The organism is Marisediminicola senii (assembly GCF_011057645.1).
Lineage (GTDB): Bacteria > Actinomycetota > Actinomycetes > Actinomycetales > Microbacteriaceae > Marisediminicola > Marisediminicola senii.
This window is the reverse complement of record NZ_JAALGE010000009.1, coordinates 35564-61014: the sequence shown is the minus strand read 5'-3', so window position 1 is coordinate 61014 and position 25451 is coordinate 35564. Positions and strand designations below refer to the sequence as shown.

The 25451-nt window shown below is 70.6% G+C and carries 19 protein-coding genes; 8 read left to right on the top strand and 11 right to left on the bottom strand.

Going from position 1 to position 25451, the window contains the following annotated elements:
- The first annotated feature begins 217 nt into the window (after window positions 1-217).
- Complete coding sequence (locus G5S38_RS05595; protein ID WP_328796291.1) at window positions 218-2122, top strand: choice-of-anchor I family protein; 1905 nt, start codon at window positions 218-220, stop codon at window positions 2120-2122.
- Window positions 2123-2182: 60 nt separating this feature from the next.
- Here the strand turns inward: G5S38_RS05595 and G5S38_RS05590 are convergent, their stop codons facing one another.
- Together G5S38_RS05590 and G5S38_RS05585 are read right to left on the bottom strand one after the other, a co-directional pair.
- Complete coding sequence (locus tag G5S38_RS05590; protein ID WP_165065621.1) at window positions 2183-3514, bottom strand: nucleotide disphospho-sugar-binding domain-containing protein; 1332 nt, start codon at window positions 3512-3514, stop codon at window positions 2183-2185.
- Entirely contained in the window at window positions 3511-5736 is a 2226-nt protein-coding gene (locus tag G5S38_RS05585; RefSeq protein ID WP_165065591.1) for a glycosyltransferase, read from the bottom strand. The genes G5S38_RS05590 and G5S38_RS05585 overlap by 4 nt, the downstream gene beginning before the upstream one ends.
- A gap of 245 nt (window positions 5737-5981) precedes the next feature.
- Here G5S38_RS05585 and G5S38_RS05580 point away from each other — a divergent pair, with 245 nt between their 5' ends.
- On the top strand, window positions 5982-7619 hold the full coding sequence (locus tag G5S38_RS05580) for a M20/M25/M40 family metallo-hydrolase (RefSeq protein WP_201276593.1): 1638 nt from the start codon (window positions 5982-5984) through the stop codon (window positions 7617-7619).
- Window positions 7620-8100: 481 nt separating this feature from the next.
- Here G5S38_RS05580 and G5S38_RS05575 read toward each other — a convergent pair whose 3' ends face one another.
- Window positions 8101-9492, bottom strand: a complete 1392-nt coding sequence (locus G5S38_RS05575; protein WP_165065588.1) for an SPFH domain-containing protein — start codon at window positions 9490-9492, stop codon at window positions 8101-8103.
- 121 nt (window positions 9493-9613) lie between these two features.
- Window positions 9614-10489, bottom strand: a complete 876-nt coding sequence (locus G5S38_RS05570; protein WP_235928921.1) for an HpcH/HpaI aldolase/citrate lyase family protein — start codon at window positions 10487-10489, stop codon at window positions 9614-9616.
- Between the two features lie 157 nt (window positions 10490-10646).
- Here G5S38_RS05570 and G5S38_RS05565 point away from each other — a divergent pair, with 157 nt between their 5' ends.
- The gene (locus tag G5S38_RS05565; RefSeq protein ID WP_165065582.1) at window positions 10647-11588 is read left to right on the top strand and encodes a ketopantoate reductase family protein; all 942 of its coding nucleotides are present in this window, start codon (window positions 10647-10649) and stop codon (window positions 11586-11588) included.
- Window positions 11589-11681: 93 nt separating this feature from the next.
- The gene (locus G5S38_RS05560) at window positions 11682-12476 is read left to right on the top strand and encodes an NAD(P)H-hydrate epimerase (protein ID WP_165065579.1); all 795 of its coding nucleotides are present in this window, start codon (window positions 11682-11684) and stop codon (window positions 12474-12476) included.
- Window positions 12477-12749: 273 nt separating this feature from the next.
- Here the strand turns inward: G5S38_RS05560 and G5S38_RS05555 are convergent, their stop codons facing one another.
- Entirely contained in the window at window positions 12750-13649 is a 900-nt protein-coding gene (locus G5S38_RS05555; RefSeq protein ID WP_165065576.1) for a zinc-ribbon domain-containing protein, read from the bottom strand.
- A gap of 356 nt (window positions 13650-14005) precedes the next feature.
- Here G5S38_RS05555 and G5S38_RS05550 point away from each other — a divergent pair, with 356 nt between their 5' ends.
- A complete protein-coding gene (locus G5S38_RS05550; protein WP_165065573.1) occupies window positions 14006-14668 on the top strand; it encodes a VOC family protein in 663 nt (220 codons plus the stop codon).
- 75 nt (window positions 14669-14743) lie between these two features.
- Window positions 14744-15547: a glycosyltransferase family 2 protein gene (locus G5S38_RS05545; protein ID WP_235928920.1), complete on the top strand. Its 804-nt coding sequence runs from the start codon at window positions 14744-14746 to the stop codon at window positions 15545-15547.
- Between the two features lie 81 nt (window positions 15548-15628).
- On the opposite strand, the gene G5S38_RS05540 is transcribed toward G5S38_RS05545, so the two are convergent.
- The 5 genes from G5S38_RS05540 to G5S38_RS05520 are packed head-to-tail and all read right to left on the bottom strand — an operon-like array spanning window position 15629 to window position 22602.
- Window positions 15629-16087: an allophanate hydrolase-related protein gene (locus G5S38_RS05540; RefSeq protein WP_165065571.1), complete on the bottom strand. Its 459-nt coding sequence runs from the start codon at window positions 16085-16087 to the stop codon at window positions 15629-15631.
- Complete coding sequence (atzF, locus tag G5S38_RS05535) at window positions 16084-17424, bottom strand: allophanate hydrolase (protein WP_165065568.1); 1341 nt, start codon at window positions 17422-17424, stop codon at window positions 16084-16086. The genes G5S38_RS05540 and atzF overlap by 4 nt, the downstream gene beginning before the upstream one ends.
- Window positions 17421-21059 carry an urea carboxylase gene (uca, locus tag G5S38_RS05530; protein WP_235928919.1) on the bottom strand — a complete coding sequence of 1213 codons (3639 nt, stop codon included), beginning with the start codon at window positions 21057-21059 and terminating at the stop codon, window positions 17421-17423. The genes atzF and uca overlap by 4 nt, the downstream gene beginning before the upstream one ends.
- Window positions 21056-21709 (bottom strand): urea amidolyase associated protein UAAP2, encoded by a 654-nt coding sequence (locus tag G5S38_RS05525; protein ID WP_165065565.1) that lies wholly within the window; start codon window positions 21707-21709, stop codon window positions 21056-21058. The genes uca and G5S38_RS05525 overlap by 4 nt, the downstream gene beginning before the upstream one ends.
- Entirely contained in the window at window positions 21706-22602 is an 897-nt protein-coding gene (locus G5S38_RS05520; RefSeq protein ID WP_235928918.1) for an urea amidolyase associated protein UAAP1, read from the bottom strand. The genes G5S38_RS05525 and G5S38_RS05520 overlap by 4 nt, the downstream gene beginning before the upstream one ends.
- Before the next feature lie 122 nt (window positions 22603-22724).
- Here G5S38_RS05520 and G5S38_RS05515 point away from each other — a divergent pair, with 122 nt between their 5' ends.
- Window positions 22725-23381 (top strand): TetR/AcrR family transcriptional regulator, encoded by a 657-nt coding sequence (locus tag G5S38_RS05515; protein WP_165065562.1) that lies wholly within the window; start codon window positions 22725-22727, stop codon window positions 23379-23381.
- 38 nt (window positions 23382-23419) lie between these two features.
- On the opposite strand, the gene G5S38_RS05510 is transcribed toward G5S38_RS05515, so the two are convergent.
- Window positions 23420-24397, bottom strand: a complete 978-nt coding sequence (locus tag G5S38_RS05510; protein ID WP_165065559.1) for a diacylglycerol/lipid kinase family protein — start codon at window positions 24395-24397, stop codon at window positions 23420-23422.
- A gap of 165 nt (window positions 24398-24562) precedes the next feature.
- Between G5S38_RS05510 and ppk2 the strand changes: the two genes are divergently transcribed.
- Window positions 24563-25432, top strand: a complete 870-nt coding sequence (ppk2, locus tag G5S38_RS05505; RefSeq protein WP_165065556.1) for a polyphosphate kinase 2 — start codon at window positions 24563-24565, stop codon at window positions 25430-25432.
- Window positions 25433-25451 lie beyond the last annotated feature (19 nt).

Genomic DNA, 25451 nt, shown 5'->3' with positions numbered 1-25451 from the left:
GCGCTGCCTCCCTCGTGTCACGCCGCCGCCCACCTAACGCATACGCCCCGGAGAGCCTGACTCCCGGGGCGAATCCGACAATCCTACCGACCGTCGCGGCACGCGAGGCCGCTGGCGCTCCCTCCCCGGCCTGACCCCCGTTAACCCGGCGTCAACCTCGAGGACACCTCGCCTCCATACCGTCGGGATCCCACCCCCTCAGCAAAGGACTACAACAGTGTTGTCGACAAGACCCCGCGCCACGCGCGCAATTGCTGCCGTCGTCGGAGGTGCATTCCTCGTCGCGGGAACATCCTTCTCGGCCATGGCCCAGATCGTGCCGGAGCCGATCGTGCTCGACGCTGCCGACGCCGCGCTCACCCTCGAGCCGCTCGGCACCTACGACACCGGAGTGTTCGACCAGAGCGCAGCCGAGATCGTGGCGCACTACCCGGCCGAGCAGCGCCTGCTGGTGGTCAATGCCGCCGCGGCCCGCGTCGAGGTGCTGTCGGTCGCCGACGCATCCACCCCCACCAAGCTGTTCGACCTGCAGACCACCGGCATCGTCGCCGCCGACGGCTCGACCATTCCCGACGCGGCCGTCGCCAACTCGGTTGCCGTGCGCGCCGACGGCCTCGGTGCCGTCGCGGTCGAATCCGACCCGAAGACCGACAACGGCTGGATCGTGTTCTTCGACGCGGCCGGCGACGGCGCGGCGCTCGGCGCGGTCAGCGTCGGCGCCCTGCCCGATATGGTCACCTTCTCGCCCGACGGCACCCGCGTCGTCGTCGCGAACGAGGGTGAACCCGACACCGACTACGCCGCAGACCCCGAGGGCACCATCTCGGTGATCGACGTTCCGGCCACGGTCGCGCTGCCGACGCAGGACGACGTCGCTACCGCCGACTTCCGCGCGTTCGAGGCCGAGGGAACCGCGACCCTGCCCGAGGGCGTGCGCATCTTCGGCGGCCGCGAGGATGCCGGAACCGGCACTCCCGAATTCCCCGTCTCGGAGAACCTCGAGCCGGAGTACGCGACCGTCTCCCCTGACTCCGCGACCGCGTGGGTGACGCTGCAGGAGGCCAACGCGATCGCCGAGGTCGACCTCGCCACCGCGACGGTCACCGCGATCCGCGACCTCGGGACTGTCGACCGCATGGAGGTGCCGCTCGACGCGTCGGACCGCGACGATGCCATCGACATCCGCACCTGGCCGGTACTCGGGTTCCCCATGCCCGACACCATCGAGTCGTACGAGGCCGCCGGCCAGACCTACCTGGTGACCGCCAACGAGGGCGACTCGCGCGACTGGGACGCCTACTCCGAGGTCTCCCGGGTGGCTGACCTGGCCGAGGACGGCCCAGGCCCGGTATGCGCCGACGCGTTCGCCGACGTCTACGGGGTCGACGGCCTGCCGAGCGACCTCGACGGCTTCCTCGCCGACGAGGCGCTGGGCCGCCTCAACGTCACCACCGCCGACGGGTTCGACGAGACCGCCGGATGCTTCACCGAGCTGTACACCTTCGGGTCGCGCTCGTTCAGCATCTGGAACACCGACGGCACCCAGGTGTGGGACTCCGCCGACGCGTTCGAGCAGCTCACCGCCGAGGCGAGCCCCGAGTTCTTCAACTCGAACCACACCGAGTCGAACCTCGAGGGTCGCAGCGACGACAAGGGCCCGGAGCCCGAAGCGGTCGCCGTCGGCGAGATCGACGGCCGTAGCTACGCGTTCGTCGGCTTCGAGCGCATCGGGGGCATCGCGGTGTTCGACATCACCACCCCCGCCGACAGCACCTTCGTGAGCTACGTCAACAACCGCGACTTCTCCGTCTCCGCGGAAGAGCAGGGACTGGCCGGAGCGGGCGACCTCGGTACCGAGGGCATCCGCTTCATCACCGCGGAGGACTCCCCCACCGGGGCGCCGATGCTCGCCGTCGCGAACGAGGTGTCGGGTTCCACCACGACGTATTCGATCACGACGGATGCCGCACCGGTCGTTCCCGCCGAACCGACGACCCCCACCCCGACGCCCGCACCCCCGGTCACCGCACCGGGTACGGGTTCCGGGTCGGGTACCGGGTCCGGTTCGGGTACCGGGTCCGGGTCGGGTTCGGGCGGCGGCGAGCTCGCCGCGACCGGCTAGGGCCCAGGCCTCGAGCCGGCTCAGGCTCAGGGCTCGGGCTGGCTCAGGTCTCGAGCCGGCTCAGGCCACCGGAACGGGTGGTACGGAGAACGCGTCAAACGCCCTCCGTGCCCCCGCACCACCACGCAGGGCATCGGCCATCGCGTCCAGTCGGGCGCGGTGGCCGTTCTCCATTTCCAGGAGCCTCTCGGCCGCGGCACGCAGCTGCGGCACGGTCACCGTGTTCGGGTCGAACGATTCAGCGAACCCGGCGTCGTCGAGGGCCGCGGCGCCCGCGAACTGGTCGGTGGAGAACGGCAGCACGACCAGGGGCACGCCCTCGGTCATCGCCTCGGTGACGCTGTTGTTTCCGCCGTGCGTCACCCCGAGGTCGGCGGCCGCGAGCAGCCGCACCTGGGGCAGGAACGCGCGCACGAGCCATCCATCCGGAATGTCGCCGAGATCGGCGGGGTCGGTCGACCCGGTCGCCATCGCGACGCGCACCGGCAGGCCGGAGACCTGCACCCCCCGCAGCGCCTCGGCGACAAGGGCGAGCACGTCACCGCGCACCGAGAGAAAGCTGCCGAAGCTCACGTACACGATCGGCAGCTCGCTCGACGCGATCCAGCGCTCGACGTCGGCGTCGACGGCCTCCGCGCGCACCGCCGACCCGAGGAACGCGTGCGTCGGCAGCAGGGCGGTGCGGGCGGGTGGATGCAGCTCCGCCGGGTAGTTGAGCAGCAGGATGTCGCCCGACTCGCCGAACGCGTCTGAACTCAGCGGCGCTGCGGGGTCGAGCTCCGCGAGCGCGGCGTTCCACGAGGCGGTGAAGTCATCGCGCACGGCATCGCAGAGTTCGCGCAGGCGTGCGAGTTCAGCGGCATCCGGGGTGAACGCGGCCGGCCAAGCGGGCGGAAACCCGTACACCTCGTCGCCCACGGGCAGCGCGGACGGGTGGCCGAGCACCACGTCGGCGTGCCGGATGCCCCCGGCAATGAGCGCGAGGCGCGCGCTGAACGCGAGGTGGTCGACGATCACGGCGGTGGGCTGTACCTCGGCGACGATGCGCTGCACCTCGCGGGCGATCTCGACCGGGTTCCACAGCAGGTCGCCGAGGCGGGCCTGCGCCTGGAACGCGAGGGTCTCGACCATGCCGCGCCGGGTGGCGTCGAAGAACCCGCGCAGGGTGTCGTCTTCGCCCTTCGGCTGGTCCTCGGCCCGGATCACCCCTGGGTTCGAGCCGCGGCCGAGCCGCAGGTCGATACGCTCGAAGCCGAACTCTTCGACGATGCCGGCGGTGGCGGGACCGCTCGCCACCACGACGCGCTCCCCACGCTCGCGCCACGGGGCGCCGAGGGTGGCCAGCGGATAGAGGTGCGATGCGTAGTCGGGGCCGATGATCAGCAGGGTCATGAGTCGCTCAGCGCCCATGATGACGAAGTGGATGCCGCGGCAGGCGAACCGGCCGTCGTGGGCAGCCCGGCGAACGGTGCGGACTGGGCCACCTCACCGTAGATGCCGGCCAGCGTGTCGGCCATTGTCTGGATGGCGAAGCGCCGTGCCACCATCGCCGACGCCGCCTCGGCGGCGTCGAACCCGCCCGCGCCCGCCGCGAGGTCGAGCGCCCTGCCGATGCCGGTGGCGAGTGCCGCGCGGTCGGTGGTGTCGACCAGGTAGCCGGTCACGCCGTCGTCGACGTACCCGGAGGGCCCGCCCTCGATGGGCGCGACGACGGTGAGTCCCGTCGCCATCGCCTCGAGCACGGCGATGCCGAACTCCTCCTTCACGCTTGCGCACACGTAGACGCCGTGCGGTGCGGCGACGCCGGGGCGGCCGTACCGGGTGGCGGCCAGCCAGCGCCCGACCGTGTCGTTGCCGCGGTGCCCGGCGAGGACGAGCCCGGCCGCCGCGGCGTCGGCGGGGTCGACGATGAGCGCGATGCGGTCGAGCTGGTCGCGTTCGCTCGTGTTCGGGTTCTCGAGGTCGCCGCCGACGATGAGCAGGTTGCACCGCTCGCGCAGCTGCGGGTCGCCGTGCCACGCCTCGACCAGGGCGGCCATGCCCTTGACGGTGTGCATGCGCCCGACCGTGATCGCGATCGGCAGGTGCCGGCGGTGCTCGGGCAGTGCGCCCATGGCGGTGTCGAGGCTGGCGAAGGCGGAGCATGAGCCGTCAGTGGCGGTCGGGTCGACGACCGCGGTCATGGCGTCGACGCGCGACTTCTCGATCACCGTGAGGTCGATGCCCTCCGGGACGACCGAGTGGCGTTCCGGGTGTGCGGTGATGTCGATGCCGACCAGGTCGCGCATGGTCTCGCGCAGGTCGGGGCGGGGAAAGAGCACGCTGTGGCCGGAGTCGGCGGCGAGCCGCTGCACGAGGCGCACCCGGAACCAGAAGTGCTCCGTCTCGTCGGTGGGCCCGAAGTTCTCCCGCGTGAGCGTTCCGGCTCCGTCGAGCGTGCGGATCAGCGCGTGCGGGTCGGGGGCGACCGTGAACACGGTGGGGATCCCGAGTTCGCTGGCGACGGCGCTCGCCGCGAGGCTGCCGACGTCGGCCATGCGCAGGTGGATGGCGTCGACCCGGCCGGCGTAGCGCAGCACCCGTCGGATGCCGCGCTGGGCGGCGACGCGGCGGGTCCAGGCGTCGGCCATCGACGGCGCGGCGCCGAGGAACGGCACGGTGGAGAGGATGTGGCCGGCCGCGGTGGAGCCGACCGCGGGCAGTGCCTCCAGGGCGGCCTCGTGGTCGCCCCGCGACATGGTCAGCACCCGGCCGACACGGTCGTGCGGGCCGCCGGCGTCGACGAGCGCGTCGCCGAGCCGCAGTAGCAGGGTCGCGATGCCGCCGTTGTCCCCGGCACCCACCTGCGACAGCTCCCGGTCGATGTCGGCGTGCAGGAAGAGCTGGGCGACCGTGAGGCCGCTGGTCCAGCGCGCGGTCGGCGACGGCTGCACCGTGAGGTCGAGCAGGGCGAGGCGAGCGACGGCAGCGAGCGGGCCGGATGCGGAGGCGAGCTGGGTCGCGATGGCGATCGCGGCGTCATCCGGTTCCCTGTCGCCGATGCTCGCGATCGCGGCCGCCCGCGTGTCGTCGTGTTCTGCGGGGTCGAGGGCGATGCGGCGGATGACGCGGGTGGCGATGCGCGCCGGGATGAGCCCGGTGATCTCAACGAGGCGTTCGCGCACGGCCGGGTCGGTGGCCGCGGCGAGCATGCCCTCCAGGCTGAGCGCGACGTGGTCGGGAGCCGAACGACCCCACCGCTCGAGCGTGCGCCCGGCGAGCATGCCCGCGAACCCGCCTTTCGCCGTCATGGATGCGAGGCCGGCGATCGCGTCGAACCGTGGCAGGCGACTGCCGAACGCCCAGGCCGCGTGCTCGCGCACGTAGGCCGCGTCGTGTTCGAGCAGGTCGGTGAGCGCGGCATCCGCATTCTCGTCGAAGACCTGTGCCAGGGCGTGGACCGCGGCGATGGATGCCACGGTGTCGCTGCCATCGCGGGCGGCATCGGCGAGCAGGCGAACGGCGCGGGTGCCGCCGTCGCGACTGGCGGCGACGGCTAGCTCGTCGGCGAGGTGGATGCCGTGCAGGATCGATGGGGCGCGGCGGATGTCGTCCAGCGATGTATGGGTTCCCATGATGTCTCCTCGCGCTGCGGCGGTGTTCTGGGCTGCGGCTGGTGCTGTGCGGCCACATTCTTCTCGCCCCGGGGGCGAGAAACCTGAGCGCCGCATGCGCACAATCGGGGATGAATCCCGGTCGCGGGGCATTCTCATGCAAACGCACACGATATTATCGCGTTACGGTCATGTTTCGTACTACCCCCGATGGGGGCGCGCAGCTTAGCTTTGAGCAAACACCACTCGAACATTGGTCTGCATACATGAAGCAACGGCGCACAATCCTCGGCACCTTCGGTGTCGCCACGATCTTCCTCGGAACGGCGGTTGCGGGGAGCGCAGCCGCCGCCGATCCCGACACCCTCGCCGAGGCGGTGACCGTCGAAGGCATCACGCAGCACCTCGAGGCCTTCCAGGACATCGCCGACGCGAATGGCGGAAACCGCGCAGTGGGCACCCCCGGGTACGAGGCCAGCGCCGCGTACATCGAGTCGGTGCTCGCCGAAGCGGGGTACACGACCTCCCGCCAGGCGTTCGACGTCGTCATTCGCGACGTCGACTTCGACTTCACCGTCACGGGACAGGACGGCATCGTCGGAATCCCGATGTCGAACACGCCAGTCACCGGTCCCACCCCGATCACCGCCGAACTCGTGGCACCGACCGACCCGCTCGGCTGCGACGCCGCCGCGTGGGCCGGGGCCGACGCCGTCGGCAAGATCGCGGTCGTCAGCCGCGGCACCTGCAGCTTCGGCGAGAAGTCCATCGCCGCCGGAGCCGCCGGGGCCATCGGCGCCGTCATCTACAACAATGAGCCAGCGGAGCTGAACGGAACGCTCGGCGACATCGGCCCCGCGTACGTTCCCACGATCGGGATCACGCAGGCCGCGGGAGCCGCGATCATCGCAGACCTCGTGAACGCGCCGGAGGCTACCCTCCGTATCGAGGAGGAGGTCGAGACCATCCCCACGTTCAACGTGATCGCCGAGACGACCACCGGACGCGACGACAACACCGTCATGCTCGGCGCTCACCTCGACGGCGTGCCGGAAGGCGCGGGCATCAACGATAACGGCAGCGGTTCCGCCGCCATCCTCGAGACGGCAGTACAACTGGCGGAACAGGGCGAGCTCAACAACCAGGTGCGCTTCGCCTGGTGGGCAGCGGAGGAGATCGGACTCCTCGGGTCGGCGCACTACGTCGATGACCTGCTGGCCAACGACCCCGAGGAGATCGATCAGATCGCGACCTACCTCAACTTCGACATGGTGGCGTCACCCAACTATGTGATCAGCGTCTACGACGCCGACCAGTCGACCTATGAGGCTCCCGTCGTCGTTCCCGAGGGATCGACCGCGACCGAGGACGTCTTCACCGACTACTTCGACTCGGTCGAGCAGCCCTGGATCGACACCGCGTTCGATGGCCGAAGCGACTACGACGCATTCATCGCGAATGATATTCCTGCATCGGGCCTGTTCACCGGAGCCGACGACATCAAGACCGCCGATGAGGCCGCACTGTTCGGCGGTGTCGTGGGCGAGCAGCACGACCAGAACTACCACACGGCCGGTGATGACATCTCGAACATCAACACGGAGGCGCTCGACATCATGTCGAACGCCATCGCGTACGCCACGGCATCGCTCGCGAACGACACGTCCGCGGTCAATGGTGTCGCAGCCCCGGTGGAGCCGGCTGCTCCCGCGCCGACGGTTCCGGTCGCCCCTGCCCCGACGGTTCCGGTCGCTCCCGCGCCCGGTGCAGCACCGGCCAACGAGCTCGCCGCGACGGGTACGGAGACCTCCGACCTGCTGCTCGCGCTCGGCAGCGGAGTGCTGGCACTCGGAGCCGCAGCACTCGTGATCGGACGCCGACGCGAGGCCGCGCACCAGAAGTAACCCCGAGGGCGAACCAACGCCCGCACGACCGGACGGCGGCACCCTCGGGTGCCGCCGTTCTCGCGTTGCCGCGCTACTGCCGGGTGACGCGGTCCGGATCGCCGGGTCGGACGCGGCGGGCCCTTCAGAATTCAGGAACGCGCGGCTGATCTCTTTCAGAATTCAGGAACGGGCGGCTGATCTCTTTCAGAATTCAGGAACGGGCGGCTGAACGCTTTCAGAATTCAGGAGCTTCGGGTGCTGCGCGATGCAAAGGCGGGTGGATGCTGCGCTCAAGGGCCGTTTCGCGCTCGAACCGTGCCACCGCGGCATCCGACGTCCTGAATATTGACAGCACCCCGCGGCCCTGGCCCCACGCCCCCGCACGGCCAGCACCCCACGGCCCGGGTCCCCACGCCCTCACGACAGAACGGCGGCACCCTCGCGGGTGCCGCCGTTCTCGTACTACCGGTGACTACCGGTGACTACCGGGTGACGCGGGTCAGATCGCCGGGTCGGAGGCAGCGGGTGCGCTGTTCGCGATCGCCTTGCCCGCGGCGTCCCCGGTCGCCCGTCCGGTGACGATCTCGGCGATGTCGATGCCGACGAGGTCCTTGACGATCTGGGTCGAGGTCGCGAGCTGCGCGGCAACGCTCTGGCCGACCTTCTCGGCTCCCCCGCCGTCGGTCGAGATGACCGTCATGTTCGCGATCGCGGCGAGCGGCTCGGCCGCGGCGCGCACGATGTCGGGCAGCTGCGCGATGATCTGCTGGCGCAGCAAATCGTCGGCGCGCTCGTCGAGGGCGTCGGCCTTGGCGCGGGTCGCCTCGGCCTCGGCAGCACCCTTCACGCGGATGGTGTTGGCCTCGGCCTCGCCCTCGGTGCGCAGTGCCTCGGCCGCGGCGATACGACGGTCGCGGTCGGCGTTCGCCGCGGCGACGCTGGCCGATGCCGATGCCTGCGCACCCTTCTCGACCGAGTACGCCTCGGCGTCGGCGACGGCGCGGATGTCGGCGTCGAGCTCCTGCTTGCGCAGTCCGACGCGCTTTCCCGCGGTGATCTCCTGCTGCGAGATGACTTCCTGCTGCGCAATGGCGTCGGCGAGGGGCTTGGATGCCGCGGCCTCGGCCCGCGCGCGGTCGGTCTCCTTCTGGATCTCGGCGTTGCGCAGGTCGAGCTTGCGCTGCTGCTCGGCGACGGCCTGCTCCGCGCTGATGCGCGCTTCTTCGGATGCCTGGCGGGAGACGGATTCCGCGACCTCGGCGACCTGCTTGACGCGGGCGGCTTCACCACGACCGAGGTCGCGGATGTAGCCGTGGTCGTCGTCGATCTCCTTGATCTGGAGCGTATCGATCTGGAGTCCCTGCACGTCGAGCGACTCGCGCACGGCCTCGAGCACCTGGCCCTGGAGGGCCGACCGGTTCGTGATGATCTCGGTCACGGTGAGCTGTCCGACGATGGACCGCACCGAACCGCTCAGCACCTCTTCGGTCGAGGTCTCGATCTGGTCCTGCTGGTTGAGGAACCGCTGGGCGGCGGCGCGCACCATCGACTCGGAGCCGCCGACCTTGACGACGGCGACCGCGTTCACCTTGATGGTGATCGCGTCGCGGGTCTGGGCGGTGGCCTGCACGTTCAGCTGGCGCGAACGCAGGCTGAGCTTGAAGTGCGCCTCGACGATCGGCTTGACGAACACCCGGGATCCGAAGACCACTCGCTGCCCGGCGTTCTCGGTCTCGATGTCACCGGCCTTGGTCACCCGCTGGCGGGAGGTGACGATGATCGCCTCATCCGGTTTCGCCACCTTGATGCCCCGCACCAGCACAAAGAGCACGATGAGCACCACCAGGAGCAGCACGGCGATGCCGACGACGGCGAGGGGGAATTCCAACATGAGTGCCTTTCGGGCAGAAGTGAGTGGTTTTCCTCTCCACACTATGGCAGTGGTGCTCTCCGTCGTCAGACCCCGCTCGGGGGCGCGCACCTCGCGACGGTCGCCCGCCCGGGGGCGCGCGCTACAGCGGCCGGATGCCGAACGCCCGCGCGAGCGAGTCGATGCGTTGTGCACGACCCAGCCTCGGCAGGTCGCTGCCGTCGTGGATGACGCGGCCGCGCGCCTCGAAGCTGTCGAGAAAGTCCCTCGCCCAGGTCGCGTCCGACGGGGTCGGGCTGATGACCTCGTTGATCACCGAGAGCTGCTCGACGTCGAGGCAGAGCTTGCCGGTGAGCCCGAGGGCAACCGACATCGCCGACTGCTCGCGCAGCACGGGGTGGCTGCTGCTCACGGTCGGCCCGTCGATGGGGCCGGGCAGTCCGCCGATGCGGCTGGCGATCACGAGGCGTGACCGCGGGTACGACATGGCGAGGTCGTCGGCGCTGGTTCCGGTGTCGCGGCGGTAGTCGCCGGATCCGAAGGCGAGCCGGAACGCTCCCCTGGCGCGCGCGATCGACGGCGCGTCTTCGATGCCGAGTGCCGATTCGATGAGCGCGAGCACCGGGGTGGTTCCACCGAGCCGGTCGAACGTCTCGGTCACCTGCTCCGGCGACTCGGTCTTGGCCAGCATCACGCCGGTGAGGCCTGGCAGGCCCTTGAGGGCGTCGACGTCGTCGGACCAGAACGGCGTGGTGCGGTCGTTGATGCGCACCCACGCGGTGCCGGTTCCGGTGAGCCAGTCCACGACGTCGCTGCGGGCCTGCGGCTTGAGCTTGGGGTCGACGGCGTCCTCGATGTCGAGCACCATCTGGTCGGCACGCGATGCGCGCTTGGCGTCGAACTGTTCGGGGCGGGTCGCCGCGACGAGCAGCCATGACCTCGAGATGTCGGCGGGAATCACGCGCTTCTGCGGGCGGTCGCTCGCGCGGTCGTCGTCCTGGGTGGTGTTCTCGAGCACGGGTTCCTCTTTATCTGTCGACGGCCACGTCCCATTGAAGTGCATGCGTCGGCCGCGCCCCAATCGAGGGGTGCTCGCAAGCGCACGGCGAGCGGGCTGGACCGCAGCTACCGGGCGCACACCAGTGCGCGGCGGGCATCCCCGTACGATCGGGATCATGAGAATTCTGGTCATCGGCGCCGGGGCGGTCGGCGGGTACTTCGGAGCCAGGCTCGCCCAGGCCGGTCGCGACGTCACCTTTCTGGTGCGCCCAGCGCGCGCGGCCCTGCTTGCCGAGACCGGGCTGGTGGTACGCAGCGCCCACGGCGACGTGACCCTGCCGGTCGGCACCGTCACGGCCGACCGGCTCGATACGCCCTTCGATCTCGTGGTGATGGCGGTCAAGGCCTACGGGCTCGAGGCGGCGATGGATGACGCGGCGCCCGCCATCGGCCCGAACACCGTCGTGCTTCCCCTCCTCAACGGCATGCGGCACCTCGACGTGCTCGCCGAGCGGTTCGGGCGGCAGCGCATCGTCGGCGGACTGTGCGTCGTCGCGGCGCAGGTCGATGCAGACGGCGGCATCCACCAGCTGATGGGCGCGGCGAGCGTCACCTACGGCGAATTCGGTGGTGCGGATACCGGCCGCATCCGGGCGATCGACGCGCAGTTCACCGGCGACGGGGGTGAGCCCCTCACGGGGTTCGGCGCGGCCCTGTCGCCGCGCATCGAGCAGGACATGTGGGAGAAATGGGTGTTCCTCGCGACGCTCGGGGCGATCGGCACCCTGCTGCGTGGCAGCGTCGGTGCGGTCGCGGCGGTGCCGGGGGGAACGGATGTCGCGCGCGAACTGTTCGACGAGTGCGCCAGCGTCGCCGCCGCGCACGGTTTCGCGCCCCGCGCCGACTTCGTGGAGCGGTCGATGGGCACCCTGACCGCGGCGGGGTCGCCATTCACCTCGTCGATGTACCGCGACCTGCTCGATGGCAAGCCGGTCGAGGCCGAGCAGGTGATCGGCGACCTGTTTGAACGCGGGCGCGGCTTCGGGCTCGAGCTGCCGCTGCTGCGCCTGACCCGCATGAGTCTGAGGATCTACGAGAACGGCATCGCGGGCGACTGAACCGACCAGGCCCCGGTGTCAGGCGGCAGGGCGGGAGGGCGGGAGGGCTCGGCAGGGTTCCGCCTCCGCGGTGCGGGGGCCATAGTGGACACCATGGTCGACGGATATTCAGCAGCACAGGTGCGGGAGGCCGAGGCCCCCTTCCTCGCTGCGGGCGAACCGCTCATGCAGCGGGCGGCGGCTGGCCTGGCCGAGGAGATCGGGCGACTGCTGGACTCCGGGGTCCCGGGTCGGAGCGCCGGGGCGGAGACCGAGTCGATGCCAGACAGCCTGGCCGCAGAGACGGTCGTCAGTGTCGCTCCCGTCGCCGGCTCCGCACCGCAGGTGCTGCTGCTCGTCGGCACAGGCAACAACGGGGGCGATGCGCTCTTCGCCGGTGAGGCGCTGGCCGCGGAGGGCATCAGCGTGGTCATCGTGCCGACGGGCGGGCGCATGCACGAGGAGGGACTCGCCGCCGCCCTCGCTGCGGGTGCCCGGATCGAGGCGCCGGGGGATCCCGTCGACGCGGAAGCCATGCGCGGGCTCGCGGCGACCTCCGACCTGGTGGTCGACGGCATCCTCGGAACCGGGTCGGGGGCCAGGCCGGCGCTGCGCGGAACGGCCCGTGACGTGGTGGCGGCAGTGCTTCCCGTCGTCGTCGCACCCGAAGGCCCGACCGTGGTCGCCGTCGACCTGCCCAGCGGCATCGACCCCGACGATGGCAGCGTCGCCGACCCGTTGGTGCTCCCCGCCGACGTGACGGTCACGTTCGGGGCGCTCAAGGCCGGGCTGCTGCTCGCGCCCGCATCGGGGGTGGCCGGCGAGGTGCGCCTCGTCGACATCGGGTTGCTCGAGGAGTTGTCGACGGTGACTCCGCTGGTCAGCATCCAGGGCTCCACGCGCTCCTGACCGGTGTGTACGAGAAAAGTTCACCACAACACCAATCCGTTGGGACGGGGGTGTCGAACCCCTTGAGATGCCGGGTCATACCCTTGGGCTGGCATCGACCGCGAACCCGAATCGCGGAGGCCCGAGACGTCACCCGCGTCGACGGCCCAGCTCGGCGTCCTAGCCGCCGGGCCGTCACGCTGTGCTGCTCACCGCGACGTGCGTCGCACAGCGTGACTCCGGGGGACCGTTTGCCGCGGCATCCACCCCTCTCTCGTCGACGCGCGCCAGCGGTCAGTTCAGGTACGCCGAAACGAACAGGTGCCCGCGCACGTCACCCAGCCGGTCGACGACGCGGTCGACGAGCGCACCGGAGACGCCGGACGCCGTGATGTCCCACGGTCCGATCGGCTGCAGTTTGCCGCAGCGGATGCGGATGACCTCCCAGCCGACCTGCCGCAGCAGCCTGTCTTTGCGCTTGTCGATGTCTTCGCGCTGGCCGACGTGCTCGAGGCCGTCGCGTCCGGTGGTGTCGTATTCGATCGCGACGGCGAGTTCGCCGATCACGAAGTCGGGCCAGACCTCGAGGTGCGCGAAGAACGGCTGCGCGACCCGCACGGCGTTGGGCGCGAGGTCGACGGCGAGCCGGGCGCGCAGTCGCTCGCGCAGGTCGGCTTCGGCGCGCGATGCGGGCACCGGAGCGCTGGGGCTGACGAACGCGGTGCCGGGCTTGAGGGTGGCGGTTCCGCCGCGTGCGTTGGTACAGACGCGGCAGGTCGGGGCACCGCCCCCGCGCGGTCGCCGGGCCATGGCGACCGGGTGCCCGCAGGCGAGCGGCTGTGGGCGGCGCGGCACCGTGGCATCCCTGGGCGCCGGGGTCGACCGGCGACGCACCGCCCCTGCCGCGCATTCCGGGCACCACGTCGACCGGCGGCGGGAACCGTCGGGACGCTGGCGCTGCTCCCCCGGCGTCGCGACGAAGTGGTGGCCGGCGTCGCACTGCCAGTGCAGATAGACATCGGCGGCGGGCGGGATCTGCGTGAGGGTGATGCCGTGGTTCAGGTCGGGATGGAACTGCCGCACCAGCACCGGGTAGCGCTCCCAGTCGGTGCGGTATCGCCCCACTGGATACGGGGTGTCGGTGTTCTTGGAACGCTGCCGCCGCGCCCACCACGCCTGCACGTTCTCCGGCACCGCACACCTCCCGGATGCACGCTACGACACGGCACCGACACCGCCCGCACGCCGCCCCACGCGGCCCCGGCCGCAGCCCGGCCGCCCCCGCCCCGCGGGTACCCGCTTTCATCATTCAGGAACCGGTGGCTGCCGGCTCTCATCATTCAGGAACCGGTCGCGGCTGGCTTTCATCATTCAGGAACCAATTGCCGGTTGCTCTCATCATTCAGGAACTCTGGCCAGGCATAGGGGTGGATGCTGCGCACGGCGCCATCGCGCGCGCCGGAGCCGCAGCATCCACGCCCGTCTTCGTCCCTGGCTCCTGAATGATGAAAGCCCTATGCGCGCCGGCGCTCGAGGCGTAGAACTGGACCATGAGCGATGCGATGACGCCGAAGCAATTCAGGGACGCCGACGGAACCGGGGACTGGCGGGTGGTCGGCGATGGCGCCCGCGCGGTGTTCGTCACCGGGTCCTTCAGTGCCGGCGCGGCCTTCGTCGGAGCCATCGCCCAGGTTGCCGACACACTCGACCACCATCCCGATGTCGATCTGCGGCCGACCCTCATCGCAGTGCGCCTCGTCAGTCGTGATGTCGGCGACCTGAGCGAGCGCGACGCGGTGCTGGCCCGCGTGATCTCGGCGGCGGCGCGCGAGCTCGACATCGTCGCCGACCCGTCGCAGGTGCAGAGCCTCCAGGTGGCGATCGACGCCGTGGACGTCGATGCGGTCCGCGCGTTCTGGAACGCCGTTCTCGGCTACGGCTCGGTGTACGACGCAGACCTGCGCGATCCGCTCGACGTCGGACCGAACGTCTGGATCCAGCAGATCGACGCCGCGCGCCCCGAGCGCAACACCATCCACCTCGACCTGTACGTGCCGCGCGACCAGGTCGAGGCCCGGTTGGCCGCCGCGCTCGCAGCGGGTGGGCGCATCGCCAACGACGCGTTCGCCCCCGACTGGTGGACACTGGCCGACCCCGAGGGCAACGAGGTGGACCTCGCCCCCTGGCGCGACGACAGCGACGACCTCGACTGACCCGCGCTCGGGCCCGCGACCCGCACACGAACCCACCGCACGGCCACCGCACGCGCCACCGCCTACGATCGTCAGGTGCTCTATTCCAGACCGTCGTCGCGCCGCAGCATCCCGCGACGGCGCTCGGACCCGCGGCCGCACTCCGCGCACCCGACCATCTCGGTGGTCATCCCCGTCAAGGACGACGACCGCGAACTCGCCGCCTGCCTCGCCTCGCTCGCCGCGCAGTGGACGCCGCCGACCGAGATCATCGTCGTCGATAACGGCAGCTCCGACCACAGCGCCGCCGTCGCCCGCGGCTTCGACGCGACGCTCGTCACCGAGACGCGCCCCGGGATCGCCGCGGCGGCCGCCACCGGATACGACCATGCCACCGGCGACATCATCGCCCGCCTGGACGCCGACTGCGTCGCCCCGCTCGGCTGGACCGACCGCATCTCGTCTGCCTTCGCCGACGACCGCGACCTCACCGGCATCACAGGTGGCGCCGTCTTTCACGACGGCCCGCGCAGCCTGCGTCGCATCGGGCCGGTGCTCTACCTCGGCGCGTATTTCGTGTCGATGAGCGCGGCACTCGGGCACGTTCCGCTGTTCGGATCCAATTGCGCATTCCGCCGTTCGGACTGGCTGGCCGTGCGCGACGACGTGCACCGCTCCGATCTGCTCGTGCACGACGACGTCGACCTTGCTGTGCACCTCGGGCCGCACCGCCGCATCCGTTTCGATCCAAAACTGCGCATGGAGATCTCGTCACGCCCCCTGTCGGAGGGTTTCGAGGGTACCGTGCTGCGCGCCCGCCGCGGGGTGCACTCCCTCACCATCCATTGGCCGGATGCCGCGCCGCACCGTCGCCTGATCGAACGCATCCGCAGCCGCTGATGCGCGGCGCACGTTGTGCGGTCGCAGCGAGCACCCCCGAACGCGACACCCCGCAGCGCGCATCGATAACGCTGCGCAGCCTCACCGGTCGCGCTGCAGGTAGTCCCGCCACCCGCCGAACTCGGTGATCTCGGTCGCGCCATGGACCGCGACCTGCTCCACGACGAATCCCCGCACCATCGCGCCATCGGCCAGTTCGACCTGGCCTATCGCCATCGGCTGCGGAAGGTGCGCCACGAAGTCACCGAACGACGCAGCTTCCATTCGCCATACCTCGACCGCGAGTGCGCTCCCGCCGGTCTCGACCCGCACCACCCCGGGCTTCGGCGGCACCGTGTCGAGCGCGTACAAGGTGTACCGGGGCGCGAGCGTCGTCGCCTCGACGAGCACACCGCCGCGGTCGGTCAGCTGCGGGTTGAGCGGCTGCCCGCTGAGGTGCGCGCCCGCGACCGCGAGCAGCACGTCGGCGTAGCCGCCCGACACGCCAGCGCCTGCCTCTCCCCCGCCTACTCCTCCAGCGCCTGCTTCTCCCGCACTCACGCCGACACCTCCAGCACGTCGCGCGCGAGGTCGGCGAGCCGGCCATCGGAAAACGCCGGCCCGACGAGCTGCACGCCGAATGGCAGCCCGTCGACGATTCCGGCGGGAATGGCCAGCGCGGCGAGGTCGAGCAGGTTCGCGAAGTTGGTGAACCGGCCGAGCGTTCCGTTGACGCCGAGCGGGTCGGCTGCGACGGCGGCGAGGGTCGGATGCTGCACCGTCGTCGGCAGCAGCAACGCGTCGACCCCGCTGAAGACCCCGGCCGCGACGAGTACGTATCCTTCGAGCCGCTCGAGATCGCGGTACAGACGGTGCGCGGGAATCTCCCTGGCCCCGCCGATGATCGCCTGGACGGTCGGGTCGACCTCGCCGGGATGCGCGTCGATGAACTCACCGACGGCCGCGTAACGCTCCGCGACGAATGCGCCCTCGTAGAGCATGCGCGCGGTGTCGAGGAACGGCTGCACGTCGACCTCGACGATCTCGTGCCCGGCCCGCCGGTGCCGCTCGACGGCCGCGTCGAACGCGGCGGCCCAGCCGGGGGCGAGCTCACCGAGCTGCCCGGGCAGCGGAACCCCGATGCGCGCGGGCCTGGAGCCACAACCGCCACCGACTCCGGGAGCGTCCCCGGCGGGCGCAGCCCGTGACAGCGGGTCCCCCGCGTCGACCCCGGCCATGATGCCCACGACCAGCGACGCCATGTCCAGCGACGCCGACATGACCGACACCACGTCTTGCGTGCGGCAGGCGGGCACCACGCCGGTGGCGGGCACCCAGCCCTTGGTCGGCTTCAGCCCGACCAGGCCGTGGAATGCGGCGGGCACACGCCCAGAGCCCGCGGTATCGGTGCCGAGTGCGAAGTCGGCGAACCCGGTGGCGACCGCGACGGCCGATCCGCTGCTCGAGCCGCCCGAGATGCGGGTCGGGTCGGTCGCGTGTCGCATGGCGCCGTATGGGCTGCGGGTGCCGACGAGTCCGGTGGCGAACTGGTCGAGGTTGGTGCTGCCGAGCACCACGGCGCCGGCCGCGCGCAGGCGGGCGACGACGGTCGCATCGGCGGCCGGACTGTAGGCGAAGGCCGGGCACCCCGCGGTGGTGTCGATCCCGGCGATATCGATGTTGCCCTTCACGGCGAAGAGCAGCCCGGCGAGCGGCAGCGGCTCCCCTGCACGGCGTCGCGCGAGCACGGCGTTCAGCTCGAGCGCGACATCAGCCTCGGGCCGCAGCGTGATGAACGCTTCGGCGCGGTCGACGGCCGCGAACCGGGCGTACCTGCTGGCGACGTGCGCCGCGGCATCCACGGGCACCTCGAATGTGAGCGAATCAGTGTCGGTCATGCCGCCTTCTCCAGTTCGATAATCACGAGCACGGTGCCGGGGCCGACCTGCGCCCCGAGGGTGGTGACGACGTCGACGACGGTTCCGCTGGCGGTGGCGACGACGGATGCCTCCATCTTCATGGCCTCGACGGCGACGAGTGTCTGCCCCTCGGCGACCACGTCCCCAACGGCCACGTCGATGCGGAACACGTTCGCCGCGAACTGCGCCTCGACGCCCTCGCAGCCGTCGGGCACAACGACCGCCGATGTCGCGATCGCAGGCGGTTCGGCATCGGCGCGCTCGAACTCGCCCGACTCCTCCCACGCCTGCCGTTCCGCGGCGAACGCGGTCGCCTGCGTCGCGCGGAAGGCCGCGATCGACTCGTCGTTCTCGGCGAGGAACGCCTCGTAGTCGGCCATGCCGAAGTCGCCGTCCTCGATGCGGATCGGCAACCGGCCGGCGGCCATGTCGGCGCGCATCGCGAGCAGCTCGTCGGGGTCGACGGGGTACCAGGTGATGCGGTCGAAGAACCGCAGCAGCCACGGCACGCCGTTCTCGAACGGTCCGCGCTGGCGCAGCGTCGACCAGACCTGCACGGTGCGGCCGACGAACTGGTAGCCGCCCGGCCCCTCCATGCCGTAGATGCACAGGTAGGCGCCGCCGATACCGACCGCGTTCTGCGGCGTCCAGGTGCGGGCCGGGTTGTACTTGGTGGTGACGAGCCGGTGCCGCGGGTCGAGCGGGGTCGCAACCGGCGCCCCGAGGTACACGTCGCCGAGCCCGAGCACGAGGTACTGGGCGTCGAACACGGTGCGATACACGTCGTCGACGCTGTCGAGGCCGTTGATGCGGCGGATGAACTCGATGTTCCACGGCGTCCACGGGGCGTCGTCGCGCACGCCGTTCATGTAGCGGCGGATCGCCTCGCGGGTCGACGGGTCGTCCCACGACAGCGGCAGGTGCACGGTGCGGCTTGGCACGCGAAGGTCGGCGGTCGCGGGCAGCTCGGACTCGAGGTCGCGCACCGCGGCGGCGAGCTCGGCGACGCTGGTGACCGCCGGGTCGAGGTGCAGTTGCAGGGAACGGATGCCGGGCGTCAGCTCTACGACGCCGGCGAGCTCCCCGCCGTCGATGCGCTGCTGCACGGCCTCCATGAGCGCGTGCACCCGCATGCGGGACGCGAGCTCGAGAACCATCTCGCCGTACTCGGCGAGTAGGTTCGCGTCGCCGCTGCGGCGCAGCACGAACGACGGCGAGCGGTCGGTCGCGGGCACCGAGTGCAGCACGCCGCCGTCGACCACCGCGGCACGGTCGGGTTCGGCGGCCGCCAGCGGGTCGCCGAGCAGTGTCACCGCCTGCTCCGCGCCGACAGGCACGAAGCGCACGGTGTCGCCTGGCCGCAGCTGCCCGAGCTTCCACAGGTGCCCGGTCGCGACGGTCGCCGGGCAGGTGAACCCGCCGAGGCTGGGGCCGTCGGGACCGAGCAGGATGGGCAGGTCGCCGGTGTAGTCGACGGCGCCGACCGCGTATGGCGTGTCGTGGATGTTCGATGGATGCAGCCCCGCCTCGCCCCCGTCGGTGCGGGCCCACTGCGGGCGCGGCCCCACCAGGCGCACGCCCGTGCGTGCGGAGTTGAAGTGCACCTCCCACTCGGTCGCGTAGAAGGTCTCCATGTCGGCGGGCGTGAAGAAGTCCGGTGCAGCGTGCGGGCCCTCGAGGGCCGCGAGGCGCCAGGCGGACTCGAACACCGGGCGCTCGGCTCCAGACACGGCACGGGCCCCAGCCGCACTCTCGGGTGCGGCATGCACCGCGAGGATGTCCCCGGTGCGGATCGCCCGTCCGGCGGCTCCGCCGATCTCCCCGAGGTCGAAGGTGCTGGCCGACCCGAGCACGTCGGGCACGTCGAGTCCGCCGGCGACTAGCAGGTACGAGCGCATGCCGGTGGTCGCGGTGCCGATGGCGAGCACTCCCCCGGCCGGAACGGCGAGTGGATGCCACTGCTCCACTGGCTGGTCGTCGAGCGTCACCGCGACCGGCGCGCCCGTGACCATGACCGTGGTAGCCGTGTGGAACCGCAGCGTCGGCCCGGTCATGGTGGTTTCGAGCCCGGGGGCGCCCTCCGCGTTGCCGAGCGCGCGGTTGCCGAGGCGCAGCGACAGCGAGTCCATCGGGCCCGACGGCGGAATGCCGACCGGCCAGTAGCCGACCCGGCCCGGCCAGTCCTGCACGGTGGTGAGCATGCCGGGCTTGACCACCTCGATGCGCGGGGTGGTGTCGACGACGCGCTCGAGCGTGCTGGTCGAGTGCCGTGCCTCGAGCACCTCCGGCTCTGCCGCGATGCAGCGCAGCATGCCGAGGTTGGTGGCGATGCCGTCGACGCGGGTGCCGTCGAGGGCGGAGCGGAGGGCGGCCCAGGCGGCGTCGCGGTCGGCGGCGTGCACGATGATCTTGCCGAGCAACGGGTCGTAGTTCGTGCTGACCTCGGTGCCGACCTCCAGCCAGGTGTCGACCCTGGCCGCGTCGTCGAACACGAGGTTGGTGATGGTGCCGGAGCTCGGCAGGTTACCGAGGTCGGTGTTCTCGGCGTAGAGGCGCGCTTCGACCGCGGCGCCAGCGGCATGGAGGGGAGATGCGGTGACATCGGTATCGCCCTGCGCGAGGCGCAGCATCCATTCGACGAGGTCGATGCCGAAGATGGCCTCGGTCACCGGGTGCTCGACCTGCAGGCGTGTATTCACCTCGAGGAAGGCGGCCTCCTGGCGGATCGGGTCGTAGATGTACTCGACGGTGCCGGCGGAGCGGTAGTCGACCGATTCGCACAGGGCGCGGGCGGCGTCGGTGATCTGCTGGCGCACGGCGTCGGGCAGGTCGGGCGACGGGGTCTCTTCGATGACCTTCTGGTTGCGGCGCTGGAGGGAGCAGTCGCGGTCGCCGATGGTGGCGACGACACCCCGGCCGTTGCCGAACACCTGCACCTCGACGTGGCGGGCGTTCACGACGAGGCGCTCGAGGAACACGCCGGAAGAGGAGAAGCTCGCGCCGGCGACGCGGCGCACGTTGTCCCACGCGGCGGTCAGCTCGGTGGGGTCGTGGCAGGCCTGCATGCCGATGCCACCTCCGCCCGCGGTGGCCTTGAGCATGACGGGGTATTCGATGATGTCGGCGGCGGCGAGCGCGTCGTCGAGGGTGTCGAGGAGCCCGGTGCCCGCCAGGAGCGGCACCCCGGCGGCCTCGGCGGCCTGCCGGGCGGTGTGCTTCGATCCGAACACGTCGAGGTGCTCGGGTGTCGGGCCGACGAAGACGATGCCGGCGCTCTCGCAGGCGCGCGCGAAGTCGGCGTTTTCGGAGAGGAATCCGTATCCGGGGTGGATGGCGCCTGCGCCGGTCTCGAGGGCGGCGGCGATGATCGCGTCGCCGCGCAGGTAGCTCTCGCTCGCGGGTGCCGGGCCGATGAACACGGCCTGGTCGGCGAGTTCGACGTGGGCGGCGCCACGGTCGGCCTCGGAGAACACGGCGATCGTGCGGATGCCCATGGCGCGGGCGGTGCGGATGATGCGCACCGCGATCTCGCCGCGGTTCGCGATGAGCAGGGTGTCGAACGGGGTCGCGCCGACCGGGGTGCCGGTGCCGGCAATGGTGCCGTCTGCGGTCACGAGGCGCTACCCGTGCCGGCGTGGATGATCATCTCGGCGCGCGTCGGGTTGAAGCCGTTGCACGGGTTGTTCACCTGCGGGCAGTTCGATACGACGACGAGGGTGTCGCGTTCGGCGCGGATGCTGACGCTCAGGCCGGGCGACGAGATGCCGTCGACGATGCCGAGCGCGCCGTCGGGGTCGACCGGCACGTTCATGAACCAGTTGACGTTCGACACCTGGTCGCGCTTGCCCATGCCGTAGCGCGAGAGCTCATTGAGGAAATTGTCGGCGCAGCCGTGCTGCGACCAGGTGTGGAACCCGTAGCGCAGCGTGTTCGACTCCTTCGAGCATGCGCCGCCCAGGGTGTCGTGCCGGTCGACGTCGGTCGCGACGATGGTGAGCAGAGGCTCGTACTCCGAGCTGCGCAGCACCGACCCGGTGGTGAGGTAGACGGAATCCTGCCCCTGCAGGGTGGCCTGCGCGCTGTAGGCGATCCCGGTATCGGCGGCGTCGTAGGCGAGGAAGTCGACGGCCTGATTGCCGTCGACGTCGACGATGGTGAGCACCTGCCCGGCGAGCAGGGTAGTCGACCACGGAGCCCGGTCGGCGACCATCTCGCGGCGCAGCTCGGGGCCGAAGTCGGTGGGTGTGGCGGTGTTCGAGCTCATGACAGGCCCCTCGCGGTGAGGTAGTCGGCAGTATTCAGGAACGCGCGCTCGCCCTCGGGGGTCGAGCTCCACAGTGGGTCGTCGGGCGTGGTCGGCGCGTCTCTCCAGGCGACGACGTCGAGCTCGCCGCAGTGGTACTCCTCGCGGGGGTCGAGTGGATGCGCCGCATTCGCGATCAGCACGATCACGGGCAGCTCGGTGCGAATGGTCACCGATGCCCCGGCACCGGCAGAGCCGAGGTACTCGGGGCTGCCGTCATCGCGAATTCGCACGCCCTGAAAGAACGAGACGCTCGGCGCGATGTCGCGCGGCAGCAGTCCGTGCTTCGCGCCGGCGAGCTTCAGCAGCTCGCGGCCCGCGGGAGACGGCCCCTGCGGGGACCCGTCGCCGTAGCGCTCGACGTTGCGCAGCAGCGCGGAGGTGCCGAAGATGCTGTCGTGGTGCCCCGAGGTGTCGTCCTCGATGCTCGCGAGCACGCGGGCCTGGTCGGAGAGCAGCAGCTGCCCCGGCCCGCTGTACACCTGCCACTGCACCTTCACGGTGTCGGCGACGTTGAGCCGCTCGAAGGCCTGGTCGGCGTTGTACAGCAGGATCGACGCGCACGCGTCGCCGGTGACGTCGGTGAGGCGCAGCACGGTGCCGCGCGCGAGCACCTTGTGGGTGTAGTTGCCACCGGCGACCCGTTCCGCCCACACCATGCGTGAGGGGTCCACACCGTCGGGTGCGGCAGCCGAAGACGCCGGCAGGGTGGGCTGCGCGGCGACGCGAGTGCTTCCCTGCGCCCGGGCATGCTCCCGCGCACCGGCGGTCGTCGACGTCGCGGATGCCGCGGGTTCGGGGGCCGAGGCATCCATGATCTGGTCTGTGCTGTCGTTCGTACTGTCGCCGGTCATCGTCGCACCACATTTCTGTTCTTCGATAGAAACCAGTGAAACCGATGGCCGTGACGGGCAGGTGTACCCCACGTTTCGGCCGTGTTACCGACGGGAAGGCCGGGTGATACCGTGGCTGCATCATGGCGCGCACCAGCGGACGACCCCGTGCGGCCGGACCCTCCCCCACCGGACTGGGCACGCGAAACGACATCCTGCACGCGGCCGCCCACCTGTTCTGCACCGTGGGCTACGGCAGCACGAGCACCCACTCCCTCGCGGCCACCGCGGGCATTCGGCAGGCCAGCGTCTACCACTACTTCAGCGGGAAGCACGAGATCCTCCTCGAGCTGCTGCTCGGCACCGTGCGGCCGTCGCTCGACGTCGCCCGTCGCCTGCTCGACGGCCCGGAACCGGCCGAATCGCGGCTGTGGGCGCTGTGCGTCGCCGATGCCCGGCTGCTCTCCGGCGGCGAAACGAACATCGGATCGCTGTACCTGATCCCCGAGCTCGCCGACGAGCGGTTCGCGCCGTTCCATGCGCTGCGGGCCGAGCTCGAGGCGGCCTACGAGACCCTCGTGGTGGCCTGCGGGGTGCCTGCGACCGAGGGCAGGGCTGCGAGCATCCTCGTGCTCGGACTCGTCGAGAGCGTCATCCTGCAACGTCGCCGCGAACCGGAGACGATCGACGAGCTCACCGCGCCGTCGATCGCGGATGCGGCGCTGAAAGTGATCGACGTGGCATCCACCGCCATCGCGGCCGCCCGCCTGCACTCGACGGCACTGCTCGCGGCACGGTAGCCCACGCCCCGTTCCGGGTGAATGCCGCAGGTGACGGGTTACGCGTCGGCGGGGATGCGCACGGTCAGGGCGCCGGGGTCGATGAAGGAGTTGAACGCGGTCGCCGTGCCGAAGGTGTCGCCGTCGAGTTCGATGACCTCGGGGCGCGACAGGCGGGCGACGAACTTCTTGCCGGTCTCGTAGTGCAGGTCGCCGTCGTTGCGGCGTTCCCCGGCGATGGCGGCACCGGTCTTGGTGCGGCGCAGCACGCCATTGGTCCAGGCGATCTTGGTCCACACCCGGATCCAGCCGAGCACGCCGCCCGGGCGCATCAGCATCAGGTCGAACAGTCCGTCGTCGATCACGGCGTCGGGCATCAGCAGCACGTTGGCGGGCAATGATCCACAATTACCGAGGATGACCGTGTGCGCCGTCGCGCGGCGGCGGGGGCCCCCATCGAGCTGGAAGCGCAGGTGCAGTTCGTTTCTGTCGCGCAGCGACGCGGCGATCGCCTTGACGTAGGCGACCCAGCCCGCCTTCGCCTTGAGGTCGTCGTCGGTGTTCTCGATCATCTTCGCGTCGAGGCCCATGCCCGCCATGACGACATAGACGTGGCGGTCGCGGCTCTTGTCTTCGCGCTCGATGTCGATCACGCCGAGGTCGATGTCGCGGTCGACACCGGTGAAGGCGACCTTCACGGAGGTCGGCATGTTGTCGAGGGTGAGCTTGAGGTTGCGGGCGAGCAGGTTGCCGGTTCCCGATGGCAGCAGCGCGACGGGAACGCCGGAGCCGCGCACGGCCTCGGCGACGGCACGCACGGTGCCGTCCCCGCCCGCGGCGATCACGAGGTCGACCTTGTCGGCCAGTGCCTCGCCGGTCGCGCCCTGTCCCTCGTCCTCGACCGAGGTGGGGTACCAGCGCGTCTCGCCCCAGCCCGCGGCATCCGCCTCGGTCGTGATGGCCTCGCGCAGGGCATCGAGGTCGACCTTGATCGGGTTGTAGATGACGGCGGCGATCTTCATAGGCTGGTCGGGCATGGGGTGTCCTCGGTGAGTGGATGGTGGAATCGTGAGTCGAAATGCCGGGCACAGCTGCGGCCAGCAGGAATCCAGTGTGAAGGCGCCCGGAGGCAAGCCGCTACGGGGTGCTGCCCATCGCACGCCGAATGGCTGGATGTGCTAGGGCGGGCGTAAGGTTTGGCAATGTCGAAGACCAAGGGAAAGAAGAGCGGCACGCAGGGCCCAGCGGAGCAGGACCCGAAATTGCAGGCACCCCCCAAGCGCGTACCGAAGAAGCCCTACGAGTCAGAGCTCGAGCGACTGCAGGTCGAACTGGTGACCATGCAGCGCTGGGTGGTCGACACTGGCGCGCGGCTGGTCGTCATCTTCGAGGGCAGGGACGCCGCGGGCAAGGGCGGCGCGATCAAACGCATCATGCAGTACCTGAACCCCCGATCGGCGCGGGTCGTCGCTCTGCCGACGCCGAGCGAGCGGGAGAAGGGGCAGTGGTACTTCCAGCGCTACGTCGAGCACCTCCCCACAAAGGGCGAGATCGTGCTCATGGACCGCTCCTGGTACAACCGCGCGGGCGTGGAACGCGTCATGGAGTACTGCACCGCCGAGCAGTACCAGCTGTTCCTGCAGCAGGCGCCGCTGTTCGAGAAGATGCTCGTCGACGACGGCATCATCCTCATCAAGTACTGGTTCTCGGTATCCGACGACGTGCAGGAGCAGCGCTTCCATTCACGGCTCGGCGACCCGATGCGTCGATGGAAGCTCTCCGACACCGACGTGCTGTCGATCAGCCGTTGGGAGGACTACTCGCGGGCCAAGGACGCCATGTTCGAGGCGACCGACACCGTCGACGCCCCGTGGTGGACCATCGAGAGCGACGACAAGCGCTCGTCGCGGCTCAACGCGATCAATCACCTGCTGTCGCAGGTGCCGTACGAGCACCGCGATCCCGACGAGATCCAGATCCCCGCGCGGCCGAAATCTAGCGACTACGAACGACCGGCCAAGGAACTGCACAAGCACGTCCCCGACCACGCCGGCTCGCTGGCCGAGAAGTGACCAGCGGCACCCTCCTGGT